The following is a 13,940-nucleotide window of genomic DNA, read 5'->3' on the forward strand; positions in this document are numbered from 1 at the left end:
AGAAACATCAAAGCATAGACGGATTATCTTGCTTTTGTTTGATGGAAGAATGGCCTCAGTCGATTGACGGTTTTTTCTTTCTTCTCAAAGGAGCGTTGGCATGACTTCGAAGACCTTGCAGGACCAGGCGGTGGTGGTGTTGGGCGGTACGGCTGGCATCGGGCAGGCGGTAGCACGTGCCGCGGCGGCCGCTGGCGCTCGCGTGACGGTGCTGGGCCGCTCGGCCAAGACAGACGGCGGCATCCATGGGGTTGCTGTCGACGCGAATGACACGGCTTCGCTGGGCAGTGCGTTGGCGCGGGCTGCGGTTGGTGGCACGATCGACCACCTTGTCATTACCATCGGCTCGCGCACGAGCCCGCCACCGTTTGCCTCGCTGCAACGCGCCGATCTGGAACAGGGCTTCGGCACCAAGCTGTTTGCCGCGCTGATGGCGGTGCAGGCCGCGCTGCCGCATTTGGCCGAGCGGGCGTCGATTACGCTCACCTCCGGCCTGCTCTCACGCAAAGCCACGGCGACCGGGCTGCTGCGCGGGTCCATCAACGCAGCGGTGGAAGCGGCGGCCAAGAACCTTGCGAAGGAACTTGCTCCACGCCGCGTCAACGTGGTCAGCCCCGGCGTGGTGGATACGGAAGTGTGGGGCGCGCCGGCGGATCGCGAGGCCATGCTCGCGCGCATTGGCAGCAGCTTGCCGGTCGGCCGCGTCGGCACACCGGACGACCTCGCCCAAGGCTACCTGCTGGCCATGACCAACGGCTTCATGACCGGCACCATCATCGACATCGAAGGCGGCGGTTTGCTATGACACCTGACAGTGACTGGACATTCGACCACGTGAACTTTCACGTGGCAGGTGACGCGCCCATCCTCGAGTTTTTTGCGGATGTGCTCGGCTGGAAACCGGGGCTGCGCCCGGCGTTTCCGTTTCCCGGCACATGGCTGTATCAGAACAACGATGCGCTGGTGCACCTGGTAACAAAGGAGGGGGAAACTCCGGAGTTGGTGTTCTCGCACGTCGCCTTTCGCACCCAGCGGGATGCGGCTGACGTACTGACCTCGGTGCGCGAAAGCGGAATGCCGCACCAGGTGCGCAAGCACCCCGATCGGCCGGCTGCGCAGATCTTCGTGCAGTTGCCCGGGGTGGTGCTGGAGCTGGAGGCGCCGCTGTCCGGTCCGTTGGAAGCGGCGCGCGACTACGTGTGATGCGCGGTCTTATGCGCCGGCCTGCTGGGCGTACTTCCAGCCCAGTTCGGCCATCGGCCGTGCACGCTTGCCGGCTTCCAGCGCCTGCGCAGACGATGCCGTGCCGTCCACCACGCGCTTCATGATCCCCTGCAGGATGCCGGCAATGCGGAACATGTTGTAGGCGAGGTAGAAGTTCCAGTCGCCGGTGATGCGGCGGCCAGTACGTTCTTCATATTGGCGGATGTACTCGGCTTCGGACGGAATGCCCAGCGCCGCAAAGTCCAGCCCGGCCACACCGCGGAACTGCCCCGGCTCGATGTGCCAGCTCATGCAGTGGTAGCTGAAGTCGGCCAGCGGATGGCCCAGCGTCGACAGCTCCCAATCGAGGATGGCCAGCACGCGCGGCTCGGTCGGGTGGAAGATCAGGTTGTCGAGCCGGTAATCGCCGTGGACGATGCTGGTGATTTCTTCGGCCTCTTGCGGCACGTGTTTGGGCAGCCATTCGATCAGGTTGTCCATCGCCGGAATCGACTCGGTTTCCGACAGCTTGTATTGCTTGCTCCAGCGCTCGATCTGGCGCGCGAAGTAGTTGCCGGGTTTGCCGTAATCCGCGAGGCCGATGGCGGCGTAATCCACGCGATGCAGCGCGGAGATGACGCGGTTCATTTCGTCGTAGATGGCGGTGCGCTCGGCAGGTGCCATGCCGGGCAGCGCCTGGTCCCACAGCACGCGGCCCTGCACGAACTCCATGATGTAGAAGGCGCGGCCGATCACGGCTTCGTCTTCGCACAGCGCGAACATCTTCGGCGCTGGCACGTCGGTGTTGGCCAGCGCGTCCATCACGCGGTACTCGCGCTCGATGGCGTGTGCGGACGGCAGCAGTTTCGCCTTCGGGCCCGGCTTGGCACGCATCACGTAGGTGCGCGACGGCGTGATCAGCTTGAAGGTCGGGTTCGATTGGCCGCCCTTGAACTGCTCAATGGTGAGCGGGCCGGCAAAGCCTGCCACATGTTCGCGCATCCACGCTTCCAGCGCGCCGACGTCGAACTTCTGCTGGTCTGCTACCGGGCGTGTGCCCTCGAAGGCCGAGAAATCCTGCTGCTCCATCTGTGCCATGGGTGTGTCTCCGAGTCTTGTTCTGAGTGGGAAAAGGTCAGACGGCAGGCTGGTGCGCTGGTTGCCGATACCGGAGGTACTGTTGCAGCAGCACCTCCATCGTCGTTAGCCGCAAGCCAAGATGCGTGGGCGAGGGCGGTGAGAAATTGCTCATGCGCAGCACCCAGTCGGTCGGCGCATCCCCCACATCGAGCACGTTGATGCAACCAGCGGTCTGCGCGAGGCTGCCGTAGAACACGCGCTCGCCACCGGTGATGGCGTGCGAGAGGATCGCGCGGTTGGTGCCGCCGTGCAGCACCAGCAGCACGGTATCCCAGTCGGGCAGGGCGCGCAGGCGTGCAATGGCCGGAACGACACGGTCGAGAAACTCGCCGACGCTCTCGCCGTTGAGAAAGCGCTGGTCTTCCCGCACCGTGCCTTCAAATGCACCGATGAAGGCTTGCGCGACGTCCTGCTCGGGAATCTCCGTCAGCTGGCCGCCGCGAATCTCCTGCAGCTCTGGCCATTGTTCAAGCGTGATGCCGCGTTTCTGCATTGCCGGCATTTCGGCCAGGACACGCTGCGCAGTTTCCACCGTGCGCGGCAGGCCGCTGACGATGACGCGGTCGAAGGCAATGTTTTCGGCGGCGAAGGTCTTGCCGGCAGCGGTGGCTTGACTACGGCCCAGCTCATTGAGCGGCACGGCCTCGGGCATGGCGACGGGGCGGCCGGTTTCGTCGAAGTACGTCACGGCGCCATGACGCATCAGGTAGACGCGCCGGCGGTTGGGGGGTGTGAAAGGGATCATGCGAGCGCGGGATCAGCGGTACTGGGGTTTGCGTTTCTGCAGGAAGGCAGAGATGCCTTCGTTGCCATCGGCGTGGTGCAGCGCTTCGACAAAGCTGTGCTGCTCGGCCCTTAGGTGATCGTGCAGCGAGGCATCTTCCGCGTTGGTGATCAGACCCTTGATGCGGCTCACCGCATGCGGCGATTGCGCTGCCAGCTTTTCCGCCAGTGCCAGCGCGTGGTCCAGCGCCTCACCGGGTTTGACGACTTCGTTGATGAGGCCGAAATGCGCAAGCCGTTCCGCGCCGACGGGCTTGCCGAGCATGATGATCTCGCTGGCCAGCGGACGCGGCAGGAAGCGCGCGATATGCCACGAGCCGCCGCCGTCGGGTGTGAGCGCAACGTTCACATACGCCATCACGAACTTCGCATCCGATGCGGCAATCGCAAAGTCGCACGCCAGCACCAGCGAGAAACCTGCGCCCGCCGCCGGGCCTTCCACCGCCGCGATCACCGGTTTGGGGAAGGTGCGGATCGTCTCGATCCAATGATTGAGCGCGTCGATGCCTTCTTCCTGCACGCTCTTGGGTTTGCTGCGGTTCTCCAGCAGCCGGTTCAGATTGCCACCGGCACAGAACGCCTTGCCAGCGCCGGTGAAGATGATGGTGCGGATCTCATTGTCGTTGGCGGCGCGGTCCATCGCTTCCATCGACGCGGTGTACATCACCGGGTCCAGCGCGTTGCGGGCATCGGGGTTGGACAGCGTGAGCACCAGCGTCGAGCCGATGCGTTGGGAGAGCAGTTGCGCGGTCATGGCGGCCTCGTCAGAGTGAGTGGCGGCGGTCAGACATCAGGGTCAGGCATCGAGTGTCAGCAACGACATGCCCAGGCGGGCACGACGCAGCAGCCACGGGCTCGGGCGATAACGCGGGTCCCCGTAGAGCGTGTAGAGGTTTTGCAGCACTTCAAGCACGGCGTTGGTGCCCAGCGTGTCACCCAGTGCCAGCGGCCCTTGCGGATAGCCGAGCCCCAGCGTGACGGCCAGGTCGATGTCCGTCGGCGAGGCGATGCGCTGCTGTGCGATATCGCATGCGATGTTGACGATGCACGCGACGATGCGCTGCGCGACAAAGCCGCCCGAATCGCGGATCACCGTCACCGGTACGCCATCGGAAGCGAGCAGGCCATGCGCGGCATCGCGATAGGCGGGGTCGGTGGCGGGCGTGGTCATCAGCGTGCGGCGCTTGGTGGCGTCAAACGGATAGAGCGTGTCGAGTGCCACGGTGCGGCGTGCATCGAGCCCTTCGGCGGCCACGCAAGCGGTGGCATCCAGCCCGCGCGGCGTGACGACGATCAGCGCATCGGCAGACGGCCTGGAGCCCGCTTCCGGCGTGATGCCAAGGTCGAGCATCAGGCGTTGCGCGGCGGCATGACCGGCTTCTTGTGCGCGGCTGATCCAAACAGATGATGGGCGCGCAGTCGGCACAGGCGCTTCGGCCGGCACCTGCTTCTGTCCTTCCGGATAGCGATAGAAGCCTTCGCCCGTCTTGCGCCCCAGGATGCCGCCGGCAAAGCGCACGGCGGTGATCTGCGAGGGGCGATAGCGCGGCTCCTCATAGAACTGGCGGTAGACCGACTCCATCACCGGGTGCGAGACATCCAGCCCCGTCAGATCCATTAACTCAAACGGGCCCATGCGGAAGCCCGCCTGCTCGCGCATGATGGCGTCGATGTCGGCAAAGGCGGCCACGCTTTCCTGGGCGACGCGCAAGCCTTCGGTGTTCATGCCGCGTCCGGCGTGGTTGACGATGAAGCCCGGCATGTCGATGCAGCGCACGGCCGTGTGGCCCATGCGCTTGGCGAGTGCGGCCAGCGCGTCGCCGGTGGCCGGTGCGCTGCGCAGGCCGTCGATCACCTCGACCACCTTCATCAGCGGCACGGGGTTGAAGAAGTGGAAGCCGGCCACGCGCTCGGGGTGCTTGCATGCCGTGGCAATCGCCGTAATCGACAGCGACGACGTATTCGACGCCAGAATCGCATCGGCGCGGACGATGTCTTCGAGCTGGCGGAAGAGGTCGCGCTTGACCTCAAGCTTCTCGACGATGGCCTCGACCACGAGATCGCAGTCGGCCAAATCGGTGAGGGCGCCGGCAGGGATCAGGCGCGCCACAGTGGCGTCGGCTTCCTCCGCCGTGAGCTTGCCCTTGGCGGCCAGCTTGGCCAACGTGTCGGCCAGTGCCGTACGCGCCGCTTCCACGGCGGGCGGGTTGGCATCGAACAGCTTGACGCGCAGGCCGGCCTGGGCCGCGATCTGCGCAATGCCGCGCCCCATGGCGCCGGTGCCCACAATCCCGATAATCTGCATATGAAATCCGCTTCGATCGAAAGAAGTCTGGCTAAAATAGCACGAGCGTGCGATTTCTGGCATCCGCACCGACCATAACAGGCAGCCGCCCAACCCAAGGAGACTGGTTCATGCTGACGCTATACGGTTTTGCCGCGAGCAACTACTACAACAAGGTCAAGCTCGCGCTGATGGAGAAGGGCATTGCGTTCGAGGAGTCGCTGCGCTGGCCCGACCAGACCGACGGCGAGATCTCGCCGCTGCACAAGGTACCGTATCTGAAGGATGGCGATCGCGGCATGTGCGAATCGCAGGTCATTGTCGACTATCTGGAGGCGCGCTATCCGGAACATCCGCTGGTTCCGGCCGACCCGTTCCAGGCGGCCAAGGTGCGCGAGGTCGTGACCTTCCTAGAGCTGCACCTGGAGCTGGTCGCGCGCCAGCTGTTTCCCGAAGCGTTTTTCGGCGGCAAGATCAGTGACAACCTGAAGGCGAAGACGCGCGAGCAGTTGCAGAAGAACATCCCGGCGGCGGCCAAACTGTTCAAGTTCGCGCCGTATGTGGCGGGCGACACGTTCACGATTGCGGATTGCGCGGCCATCGTGCACTTCCCGCTGGTGAGCCAGGCCACCAAGATCATCTATGGGGAAGACCTGCTGGCGCAGGTGGAGGGCGTGAAGCCTTACCTGGCCGCGATGGCCGAGAACCCCAACGTGCAGAAGATGAGAGCGGACAGCAAGGCGAACCTGGAGGCGATGCTGGCGCATTACGCCAGCAAGCGCTGATCGCCTCCGGTCTTACACCTTCGACAAACGCTCCAGCGCCAGCTGGAGCGTTTCATCTTTCTTGGCGAAGCAAAAACGCACCACGCCCGATTCGTGCGGCTGCGAGTAGAACGCCGACACCGGGATCGCCGCCACGCCGATCTCGCTCGTCAGCCACTTGGCGAACTCGGCCTCGGGCAGGTCGGAGATGGCGCTGTAGTCCACGCACTGGAAGTACGTGCCCTGGCAGGGCAGCAGCTTGAAGCGCGTCTTCTCCAGCCCCGCGCGGAACAGATCGCGCTTGCGCTGGTAGAACGCCGAGAGGTCCAGATACGGGCGCGGATCGGCCATGTAGTTGGCCAGCCCATGCTGCACCGGCGTGTTGACCGTGAACACATTGAACTGGTGTACCTTGCGGAACTCCGCCGTCAGCGCAGCGGGCGCGGCCACGTAGCCGACCTTCCAGCCCGTCACGTGATACGTCTTGCCGAAGCTCGACACCACGAAGGCGCGGCGAGCCAGTTCCGGAATGCGTGCGACTGATGCATGCGGCACGCCGTCATACACCATGTGCTCGTACACCTCGTCGGAGAGTAGCAGCACGTTGGTCGGCGCCAGGATCTCGGCCAGCTTCTGCATGTCGTCTGCGTGCCAGACCGTGCCGGTCGGGTTGTGCGGCGTGTTGAGCATGATCAGGCGCGTGCGCGGCGTGATGGCGGCGGCCAGTGTGTCGAACGGGATGCGGAAGTCCGGCGCGTTCAGCGTGATCGGCACGACCTTGCCACCGGCCAGTTCGATCGACGGAATATAGCTGTCGTACGTCGGCTCGAAGACGATGACTTCGTCGCCCGGATGCACGCAGCACAGCACCGTGGTCAGCAGCGCCTGTGTGGCGCCGGCGGTAATGGTGATCTCGCGGTCGGCGTCGTAGGTGTGGCCGTACAGGTTGGCGACTTTCGCTGCGATGGCCTGACGTAACGCAGGCACGCCAGTCATCGGCGGGTATTGGTTCAGGCCCGCGCGCATGGCATCGGACACCGCATCGACGATGCGCGGGTCGCAGTCGAAATCCGGAAAGCCCTGGCCCAGGTTGACGGCTTGCTTCTCCACGGCCAGCGCCGACATCACGGTGAAGATGGTGGTGCCGACATTCGGCAGCCGCGAGGGCGGCGGAGCGATAGGCGCGAGCGATTCAACAGTGGTCATAACAAGGCAGCTTCAAGCTTAATTTGGGACTTCTGCGAGGGGAACGGTTTCCAACTGGACCTGCGCGACGAACTGCTTGGGCGGCAGCACCGTCACGTCGCAGTACTTGGCCATGCGGCGTCTCAGCTTGAGCACGGCCTTGTCTTTGGAGACGAGGTACGTGGCGTTGGCGGCATCGGCCAATACCAGGAATTTCTGGTCGTCGCGGTCCTTGCAGCGCGGGACGAACGCTTCGCCCTGCACGCGGGCCGCGTCTTCTGGATCGGCCACCGAGCGGGTCACACGATCCACCCAGGCCAGCGCCGCTTGCGCATCGACGGCGTAGTGCGTGAACTGCGGATAGTCGAGCACGCGGCGCAGCTCTTCACGGCAAGCGGGGCTGATGATGGCGTCCAGCCGGCCGGCTTCCAGCGCGGCGCGGATCGGGCGTGCAACCGCATCGTCGAAGATGAGGATGTCGACCCAGATGTTGGAGTCCAGCACCACACGCGGTGCGGGGCTGGCGGTTAGGTCGGCGAGGGCAGCAGCGTCTGCCATTCGATACAATTCCAGACTTGTGAACCGCGATTCTGACATGATCATCGTCCTCTCGCCGGCCAAGTCGCTCGACTACGACACGCCGCCGCGCACCAAAACCCATACGCTGCCCGATTTCATCGCGCGTTCCGCAGAACTCATCGAAGTGCTTCGCAAGCTGTCGCCGGCCCAGATCGGCACGCTGATGAAGATCTCCGACCCGTTGGCGGTGCTCAATGCCACGCGTTATGGGGATTGGTCCACCGAATTCACCGCCGACAACAGCAAGCAGGCCGTACTGGCCTTCGACGGCGATGTCTACGGCGGGCTCGATGCCAATTCGCTCGCCGCTGATGATCTGCAATTCGCGCAAAAACATCTGCGCATTCTGTCGGGCCTGTATGGCGTGCTGCGCCCGCTCGACTGGATGCAGCCGTATCGCCTGGAAATGGGCACGCGCCTGGCCAACCCGCATGGCAAAGACCTCTACAGCTTCTGGGGCGACGATGTGACGTTGGCGCTTAACAAGCTACTGAAGGCGGACGATGATCCCGTCCTCGTCAATCTCGCGTCGGAAGAGTATTTCAAGGTGGTACGGCCCAAGGTGCTCAAGGCGTGCATCGTCACGCCGGTCTTTGAAGACTGGAAGAACGGCCAGTACAAGATCATCTCGTTCTACGCCAAACGCGCGCGCGGCCTGATGGCGCGCTACGCGATCGAGCACCGCATCACCGATCCGCGCAAGCTCAAGGCGTTCGATGTCGATGGCTATGCGTTTGCTGCAGCCGATTCCGACGACGAGCGCTGGGTCTTCCGCCGCAAGCTCACCTGATGACAGGATTCGACATGACTGCTACCCAACTGCATATCTCCAGCACATTCGACAGCGGCGCCATCGAGATCGTCGATGCTGCACGCGCGGATGCCATTCGCCTGCGCATCCGCCGCGATTCCCACGCCGATTTCATGCAGTGGTTCCACTTCCGCCTCCAGGGCGTGCAAGGCCAGGCGTGCAAACTTGCGCTGGAAAACGCCGGTGAATGCACGTACGCCGCCGGCTGGAAGGACTATCATGCCGTCGCCTCATACGACCGTGAGCACTGGTTTCGCGTGCCGACGCGCTATGACGGCAAGACGATGACGATCGAAATCACGCCCGAGCACGACAGCATCTGGTTTGCGTATTTCGAGCCGTACTCGGACGAGCGCCACCTGTCGCTGGTGGCCGCCGTGCAGACGCGGCCCGGCGTGCGCACGCAGCGCATCGGCAGCACGGTGCAGGGCCGCGACATGACGAGCATCACCGTCGGCGAGCCCGGTCCCGGCAAGAAGAACGTATGGATCATCGCGCGTCAGCATCCGGGCGAAACGATGGCCGAATGGTTTGTGGAAGGCCTGCTCGCACGCCTGACACGTCAGGGCGTGTGGAGCGGTGATCCGGTCGGCCGTGTGCTGGCCGAGCGTGCCGTCTTCCACATCGTGCCGAACATGAACCCGGATGGCTCGTCGTTGGGCAACCTGCGCACCAACGCCGCAGGCGCCAACCTGAACCGTGAATGGATGGAGCCCGACGCCCAGCGCAGCCCCGAAGTGCTGTGCGTGCGCGAGGCCATCGAGCAGACCGGCGTCGACCTGTTTTTCGATATCCACGGCGACGAGGCACTGCCCTACGTGTTCGTGGCAGGCAGCGAGATGCTGCCGGGTTTTACCGATGCGCAGCGTGCCGATCAGGACCGCTTTGTTGCGGCCTTCCTGCGCGCCTCACCGGATTTCCAGACGCAATACGGCTACGAGGCCAGCAAGTACAATGAAGACGCGCTCAAGCTCGCCTCGAAGTACATCGGTCACACGTACGGATGCCTGTCGTTGACGCTGGAAATGCCGTTCAAGGACAACGCCGACCTGCCCGACGCACGCGTGGGCTGGGACGGCGCCCGCAGCGCCGCATTGGGTGCGGCCATGCTGCAGGCGATCCTGGAGTATCTCGGCTGATTGAGAGACCGGCGGCGAAGCCGTCGACCGAAGCCCTAACGACAACGCGCCGCCAGAGATCTGGCGGCGCGTTTGTCTTTACTGGCCGGTCGACTTCTTCGTCGTCTTCTTGGCCGTCGACTTGGCGGTGGATTTGCCAGTCGAGGTCGACTTGGTCTTGGCCGTGCCACTGCTCTTCGTAGACTTGGCCGTAGATTTCGTCGCGGCCTTGCCCTTGGTGGTGCTCTTGCCGTGCACAGCGCTGGTCGTCGTGCAGCGATGGCCGCGGCGGCAGTGCGTGCGGGTTGCTGTTGACGATGGTGCAGCTGCCGGTGCGGCAAACGGCTGGCCGTTGGCGTCGAGCAGTTCGTACGCGAGCATCATCCCTTCGTCATAGCCGCAGCGCACGCGCACCGGCTCCCACTGGTCGTTGCCCGTGCCGCGCTTGTGCACAGCGGCATTGAAACTGATGACGCTCGAAACCTTGACCGCGCCTTGCTTGCTGGACGAGAAGCGCGAGTCCCACGGCTCGACCTTGGCCTGGTCATTGGACAGCGCGCCGGTTGGCAGGCGGAACTGATCGAAGTTGGTCGAGCGCGGGATGATCCAGCTCGCGTGCGCAGCGCAATCGGCCACGTCGGGGCGGGCACCTTCCGATTGGATCAGGCGGTCACGGGTTTGCGCGCGGTATTCGGACAAGCTCATCTTGTCCTTGGATGGCAGGTTGACCGTGGTGGTGCCGCTAGCGTCGGTCGAGCCGAAGACGATGGGCGGCGTGGTCGGTACGGGCTGCGTGGCCGGCTTGGTTTGCGCGGCTTGCGTGCTTGGCGTGGCGTTGGTGGCCTGGGCCGACAGAGCCGACGTGTTGGTCGGTTCAGTCTGCAAGTTGGAGCAGGCGGCCAGCAAAGCGACGACGCCGAGACAGAGTAGTTTGGGTCGCAACATCACGAGTGTTACAGGGTGTCGGCGTGGAAATCGCCATGATAGAGGAAAGCTCGCGCTGAAAGTTCCTGCTAGTTACCCCAATGCGTCCCCAATGCGGTACATCAAGCGATTTTGCTGTAACAGCGCGTTACGGCACGGTGTTGGTTACCAAGTGATCATCATTGCTTGGTGAACAACCAGGCGAGCGACCATTCGTCGGTGCGTGCCTCGTAGCGGATGCCCTTGCGCATGGCCCATGTGGCGAGCTGATGGTGCGACGGGATGATCGCGTAGTCGTTCTGCGCAAAGCGGGCTGCGGTCTTGGCGGCCTGCTCGTGGGCTTGTTCGCTCGATACCGTCGAGAGCGAAGCTTGCACCAGCTGGTCCAGTTCGGGGTTGCTGTAGCGGCCCCAGTTCCAGGTGCCATAGCCGGTTTGTGCATTCGGTGTGCCGAGGATGCTGCGCAGCGCCACGTCTGCCGCCACCGAGCCCCAGCCCAGCATCATGAACGAGAACTCGCCCTGGCGCGCGCGCGTGAAGTATGCCGCCACCGGCAGCGTCTCTACCTTGGTCTGGATGCCGACGCGCGTGAGCAGTTGTGCGGTGGTTTGCGCAACCTGCGCGTCGTTCAGATAGCGGTTGTTGGTGGCGTGCAGCGTGAGCCCGAAACCATTCGGGTAACCTGCTTCGGCCAGCAATTTCTTCGCGCGCTCCGCGTCGTACGGAATCGGCTTGCCGCCCGGATGCCCGAAGATCTGTGGCGACACGATGCTCGATGCCACGACGCCCTGGCCCTCGAGCACGCGCGAGACGATCGCATCACGATTGATGGCGAGTGCGACAGCTTCACGAACGCGGTGGTCCTTGAACGGGTTCTTGGCGAGCGGCTTGCCGGCCTTGTCCGTGATGAACGGCGACACATCGCGGCTCTGGTCCATCTGCCAGAAGATCGTGCGCCACGATACCTGCTGCTCCAGGTGGAATTTCGGGTTCTGCTTGATGCGCGGTACATCGGCGGCGGGCACCGCCTCCACGATATCCACATCGCCGGAGAGCAGGGCGGCCGTACGCGCGGCGTTGTCGGTGATGATCTTGAAGGTGACCTTGTCCCACTGCGGCACACGGCCCCAGTAGTTCGGGTTCTTCTTCAGCACGATTTCCTGCCCGCGTGTGAAGTGGTCGAACAGGAATGGCCCCGTGCCGACCATGGCGCGGCCGGCATCGAAATCTGCCTGCGATGCATCCGCCACCTTCTTGGGGATGATCGGCAGGCTGTTCAGGTCGTTCGGGATGCTGGCGTAGTTCGGGATCGACACCTTCAGCCGTACCGTGAGCGGATCGACGATCTGCACCTCGGTGATCGACTTGGTGTAGCTGGTGAACGGGCCTGGGCTGTTGGTCAGGCGCGCAGGACGCTCGATGGACGCCTTCACGTCTTCGCCGGTGAATGGGGTGCCATCGCTCCACTTCACGTTGGGGCGCAGCTTGATTTCCCACGTGTTGGCGTCGATGGCTTTCCACGAGGTGGCCAGGCCCGGCGTGTAGCGGCCATTCTTGTCGAGGAAGACCAGCGACTCGAAGACGTGCAGCGCCATGGCGTTGTTGGGGCCGGCGTTGTTCCATTGCGGGTCCATCGACGTGACGTCGGCAGACAGGCCGATACGCAGGTCGTCGGCTTGCGCGGCCAGCGGCACCGCGGCAGCCGCAGCCAGCGCGCAGGCGGCGAGGTTGCGGATCAAGGCGCGAAGCAGGGGACGGGTTGTCATCGAGGGCTCCTGGAGTTCGGGCGGTGATGCCAAGTGGCGAGAGATCGTCATTGTGCCGCAGGCTGCCGAACCGCGTGCGACGCAAACTGACAATCAATATGACCGATGGTGCAGCAATAAAAAAAGCCACCCGAAGGTGGCTTTGGTGATCTATGCGGCCGGTCAGTGCGTCAGTGGAACAGCGGCTGCTGCGTCGGTGCGTCTTCCGGCATCTCGGCGTGGACGATCTCGGCCGAGCGATCCGCGTAGAGCGGGGCACCGCAGTCTTCGCAGTACTCCGGCTCAAAGAGCTGGCCGTGGCGGAAGATGTCTTCAATGCCGCAGGCGCGCAGCTCGTCGCAGATCTGCTCCAGCGGGCTGCCGGGTTCACCTTCGGCGGTGACGTCCGTAGCGCCGCCGTCGCGGCCATAGACTGGCCAGACGATGCCGTAGATCAGTTCTTTCTCGCCGCGCACGGTGAAGGCCACGCGGTATTCCTCGATCTGCTCTTCACCAAATGCGCCGATGATCGCGCCGAAGCGGTTGGCCGGCAGATCCAGTGCGCCTTGCAGATAGTTGACAGCGGCACGCACGGTCAGCGGGCGAATCTGCTTGTCGGACTCGCGGCAGGACAGGAAGAAGGCATCCGGCAACAGCAGGTCGAACTCACAGCCCGGCATCAGTGTGGAGATGGTCGGCGTGACCTGCCCGCGCCATTGCTCCAGGCAAGTGGAGCGCTCGGCGTGGTGCTCCTTGGCGTCTTCCTGCCAGCGGAACAGCGCTTGGCCGTGCTGGGCCACGACGATGGCCACCAAGTAGCGTGGATCGGCCAGGATGGGCGCCGTTTCGGGCATGTCGCGCAGGTCCACCTTGGGGGGCTGGCCCGACAATGCATACGCCGCCAGCTTGTGCGTGAGCGCAAAGGTGTCGGAATGTGTGCGCGGGAGCTGATCGATGCTGTACAGGTACGGCGCGAGCGCTACGCGGGCGCTGGAGGCCAGCACGTGCGCTTGCAGGTGCACCTGCAGCGTCTGCGCGAGTTCCGGCTTGATGGTGCCCGACGGAATCATGTAGCGTGTGTGCGCGAGGATGGGCGCCGCAATCAGCAGCGCATCGTATTCAACGCCACCCGACGTGAGCACCGCCGATTCGGCCAGTGTCTCGGCCTGCTCGGCCAGCACGTCTGAGGCTTCTTCGTTGTGCTTGAACAGATGGTCGAGCGCGGCGTCGAGTGCGGTCTGGCTGCCGTTCTTGAGCAGCCGGGAAAGGCGTTCGGACAGCCGTTGTTCCCAGTAGACGTCTTCGATGCGACTACCTGACGCATCGAGCGCCAGCGCATCGGCGACGAGCCGTTCGGCATCGGGGGAAAGACGTTGGGGGGCCTTGGAGCGGAATCCTGCCATG

General features: G+C 64.0%; 14 protein-coding genes. 5 read left to right on the forward strand and 9 right to left on the reverse strand.

Features of this window, described 5'->3' with window-relative positions; all coding sequences use genetic code 11:
- Positions 1 to 100: 100 nt before the first annotated feature.
- Complete coding sequence (locus tag ACS13N_RS04080; RefSeq protein ID WP_438930463.1) at positions 101 to 805, forward strand: SDR family oxidoreductase; 705 nt, start codon at positions 101 to 103, stop codon at positions 803 to 805.
- Positions 802 to 1,203, forward strand: a complete 402-nt coding sequence (locus ACS13N_RS04085; RefSeq protein ID WP_438930464.1) for a glyoxalase — start codon at positions 802 to 804, stop codon at positions 1,201 to 1,203. The genes ACS13N_RS04080 and ACS13N_RS04085 overlap by 4 nt, the downstream gene beginning before the upstream one ends.
- A gap of 9 nt (positions 1,204 to 1,212) precedes the next feature.
- On the opposite strand, the gene ACS13N_RS04090 is transcribed toward ACS13N_RS04085, so the two are convergent.
- Genes ACS13N_RS04090 through ACS13N_RS04105 form a run of 4 tightly spaced genes read right to left on the reverse strand, consistent with a single transcriptional unit; the run spans position 1,213 to position 5,431 of the window.
- Entirely contained in the window at positions 1,213 to 2,292 is a 1,080-nt protein-coding gene (locus ACS13N_RS04090; protein ID WP_438930615.1) for a phosphotransferase, read from the reverse strand.
- Positions 2,293 to 2,338: 46 nt separating this feature from the next.
- Positions 2,339 to 3,088, reverse strand: coding sequence for a histidine phosphatase family protein (locus ACS13N_RS04095; RefSeq protein WP_438930465.1), 750 nt, complete (start codon positions 3,086 to 3,088; stop codon positions 2,339 to 2,341).
- A 12-nt stretch (positions 3,089 to 3,100) separates the two neighbouring features.
- Entirely contained in the window at positions 3,101 to 3,880 is a 780-nt protein-coding gene (locus ACS13N_RS04100; protein ID WP_438930466.1) for an oxepin-CoA hydrolase, alternative type, read from the reverse strand.
- A 42-nt stretch (positions 3,881 to 3,922) separates the two neighbouring features.
- The gene (locus ACS13N_RS04105; protein ID WP_438930467.1) at positions 3,923 to 5,431 is read right to left on the reverse strand and encodes a 3-hydroxyacyl-CoA dehydrogenase; all 1,509 of its coding nucleotides are present in this window, start codon (positions 5,429 to 5,431) and stop codon (positions 3,923 to 3,925) included.
- A 110-nt stretch (positions 5,432 to 5,541) separates the two neighbouring features.
- Between ACS13N_RS04105 and ACS13N_RS04110 the strand changes: the two genes are divergently transcribed.
- Positions 5,542 to 6,195 (forward strand): glutathione S-transferase, encoded by a 654-nt coding sequence (locus tag ACS13N_RS04110; RefSeq protein WP_438930468.1) that lies wholly within the window; start codon positions 5,542 to 5,544, stop codon positions 6,193 to 6,195.
- A 12-nt stretch (positions 6,196 to 6,207) separates the two neighbouring features.
- On the opposite strand, the gene ACS13N_RS04115 is transcribed toward ACS13N_RS04110, so the two are convergent.
- Positions 6,208 to 7,380: a pyridoxal phosphate-dependent aminotransferase gene (locus ACS13N_RS04115; protein WP_438930469.1), complete on the reverse strand. Its 1,173-nt coding sequence runs from the start codon at positions 7,378 to 7,380 to the stop codon at positions 6,208 to 6,210.
- An 18-nt stretch (positions 7,381 to 7,398) separates the two neighbouring features.
- Positions 7,399 to 7,917 carry a putative toxin-antitoxin system toxin component, PIN family gene (locus ACS13N_RS04120; RefSeq protein ID WP_438930470.1) on the reverse strand — a complete coding sequence of 173 codons (519 nt, stop codon included), beginning with the start codon at positions 7,915 to 7,917 and terminating at the stop codon, positions 7,399 to 7,401.
- A 37-nt stretch (positions 7,918 to 7,954) separates the two neighbouring features.
- Between ACS13N_RS04120 and yaaA the strand changes: the two genes are divergently transcribed.
- Both yaaA and ACS13N_RS04130 read left to right on the forward strand, forming a co-directional pair.
- Positions 7,955 to 8,728 (forward strand): peroxide stress protein YaaA, encoded by a 774-nt coding sequence (yaaA, locus tag ACS13N_RS04125; RefSeq protein ID WP_438930471.1) that lies wholly within the window; start codon positions 7,955 to 7,957, stop codon positions 8,726 to 8,728.
- A gap of 14 nt (positions 8,729 to 8,742) precedes the next feature.
- A complete protein-coding gene (locus ACS13N_RS04130) occupies positions 8,743 to 9,888 on the forward strand; it encodes a M14 family metallopeptidase (RefSeq protein ID WP_438930472.1) in 1,146 nt (381 codons plus the stop codon).
- Positions 9,889 to 9,966: 78 nt separating this feature from the next.
- Here ACS13N_RS04130 and ACS13N_RS04135 read toward each other — a convergent pair whose 3' ends face one another.
- The 3 genes from ACS13N_RS04135 to ACS13N_RS04145 form a co-directional block, all read right to left on the reverse strand.
- Entirely contained in the window at positions 9,967 to 10,812 is an 846-nt protein-coding gene (locus tag ACS13N_RS04135; RefSeq protein WP_438930473.1) for a BspC domain-containing protein, read from the reverse strand.
- 158 nt (positions 10,813 to 10,970) lie between these two features.
- Positions 10,971 to 12,557 (reverse strand): ABC transporter substrate-binding protein, encoded by a 1,587-nt coding sequence (locus tag ACS13N_RS04140; RefSeq protein WP_438930474.1) that lies wholly within the window; start codon positions 12,555 to 12,557, stop codon positions 10,971 to 10,973.
- Between the two features lie 170 nt (positions 12,558 to 12,727).
- The gene (locus ACS13N_RS04145; protein ID WP_438930475.1) at positions 12,728 to 13,939 is read right to left on the reverse strand and encodes a DUF2863 family protein; all 1,212 of its coding nucleotides are present in this window, start codon (positions 13,937 to 13,939) and stop codon (positions 12,728 to 12,730) included.
- Position 13,940: the final 1 nt, after the last annotated feature.

Origin of the sequence: Ralstonia sp. 24A2 (genome assembly GCF_051783885.1) — a bacterium.
Classification (GTDB): Bacteria; Pseudomonadota; Gammaproteobacteria; order Burkholderiales; family Burkholderiaceae; genus Ralstonia.

Excerpts from the sequence above, each read along its gene's own strand:
- ACS13N_RS04115 (WP_438930469.1), bottom strand. The coding sequence starts at position 7,380 with ATGACCACTGTTGAATCGCTCGCGCCTATCGCTCCGCCGCCCTCGCGG.
- ACS13N_RS04080 (WP_438930463.1), top strand. The coding sequence starts at position 101 with ATGACTTCGAAGACCTTGCAGGACCAGGCGGTGGTGGTGTTGGGCGGT.
- ACS13N_RS04105 (WP_438930467.1), bottom strand. The coding sequence starts at position 5,431 with ATGCAGATTATCGGGATTGTGGGCACCGGCGCCATGGGGCGCGGCATT.
- ACS13N_RS04085 (WP_438930464.1), top strand. The coding sequence starts at position 802 with ATGACACCTGACAGTGACTGGACATTCGACCACGTGAACTTTCACGTG.
- yaaA (WP_438930471.1), top strand. The coding sequence starts at position 7,955 with ATGATCATCGTCCTCTCGCCGGCCAAGTCGCTCGACTACGACACGCCG.
- ACS13N_RS04090 (WP_438930615.1), bottom strand. The coding sequence starts at position 2,292 with ATGGAGCAGCAGGATTTCTCGGCCTTCGAGGGCACACGCCCGGTAGCA.
- ACS13N_RS04100 (WP_438930466.1), bottom strand. The coding sequence starts at position 3,880 with ATGACCGCGCAACTGCTCTCCCAACGCATCGGCTCGACGCTGGTGCTC.
- ACS13N_RS04110 (WP_438930468.1), top strand. The coding sequence starts at position 5,542 with ATGCTGACGCTATACGGTTTTGCCGCGAGCAACTACTACAACAAGGTC.
- ACS13N_RS04095 (WP_438930465.1), bottom strand. The coding sequence starts at position 3,088 with ATGATCCCTTTCACACCCCCCAACCGCCGGCGCGTCTACCTGATGCGT.
- ACS13N_RS04120 (WP_438930470.1), bottom strand. The coding sequence starts at position 7,917 with ATGGCAGACGCTGCTGCCCTCGCCGACCTAACCGCCAGCCCCGCACCG.
- ACS13N_RS04135 (WP_438930473.1), bottom strand. The coding sequence starts at position 10,812 with ATGTTGCGACCCAAACTACTCTGTCTCGGCGTCGTCGCTTTGCTGGCC.
- ACS13N_RS04130 (WP_438930472.1), top strand. The coding sequence starts at position 8,743 with ATGACTGCTACCCAACTGCATATCTCCAGCACATTCGACAGCGGCGCC.
- ACS13N_RS04145 (WP_438930475.1), bottom strand. The coding sequence starts at position 13,939 with ATGGCAGGATTCCGCTCCAAGGCCCCCCAACGTCTTTCCCCCGATGCC.
- ACS13N_RS04140 (WP_438930474.1), bottom strand. The coding sequence starts at position 12,557 with ATGACAACCCGTCCCCTGCTTCGCGCCTTGATCCGCAACCTCGCCGCC.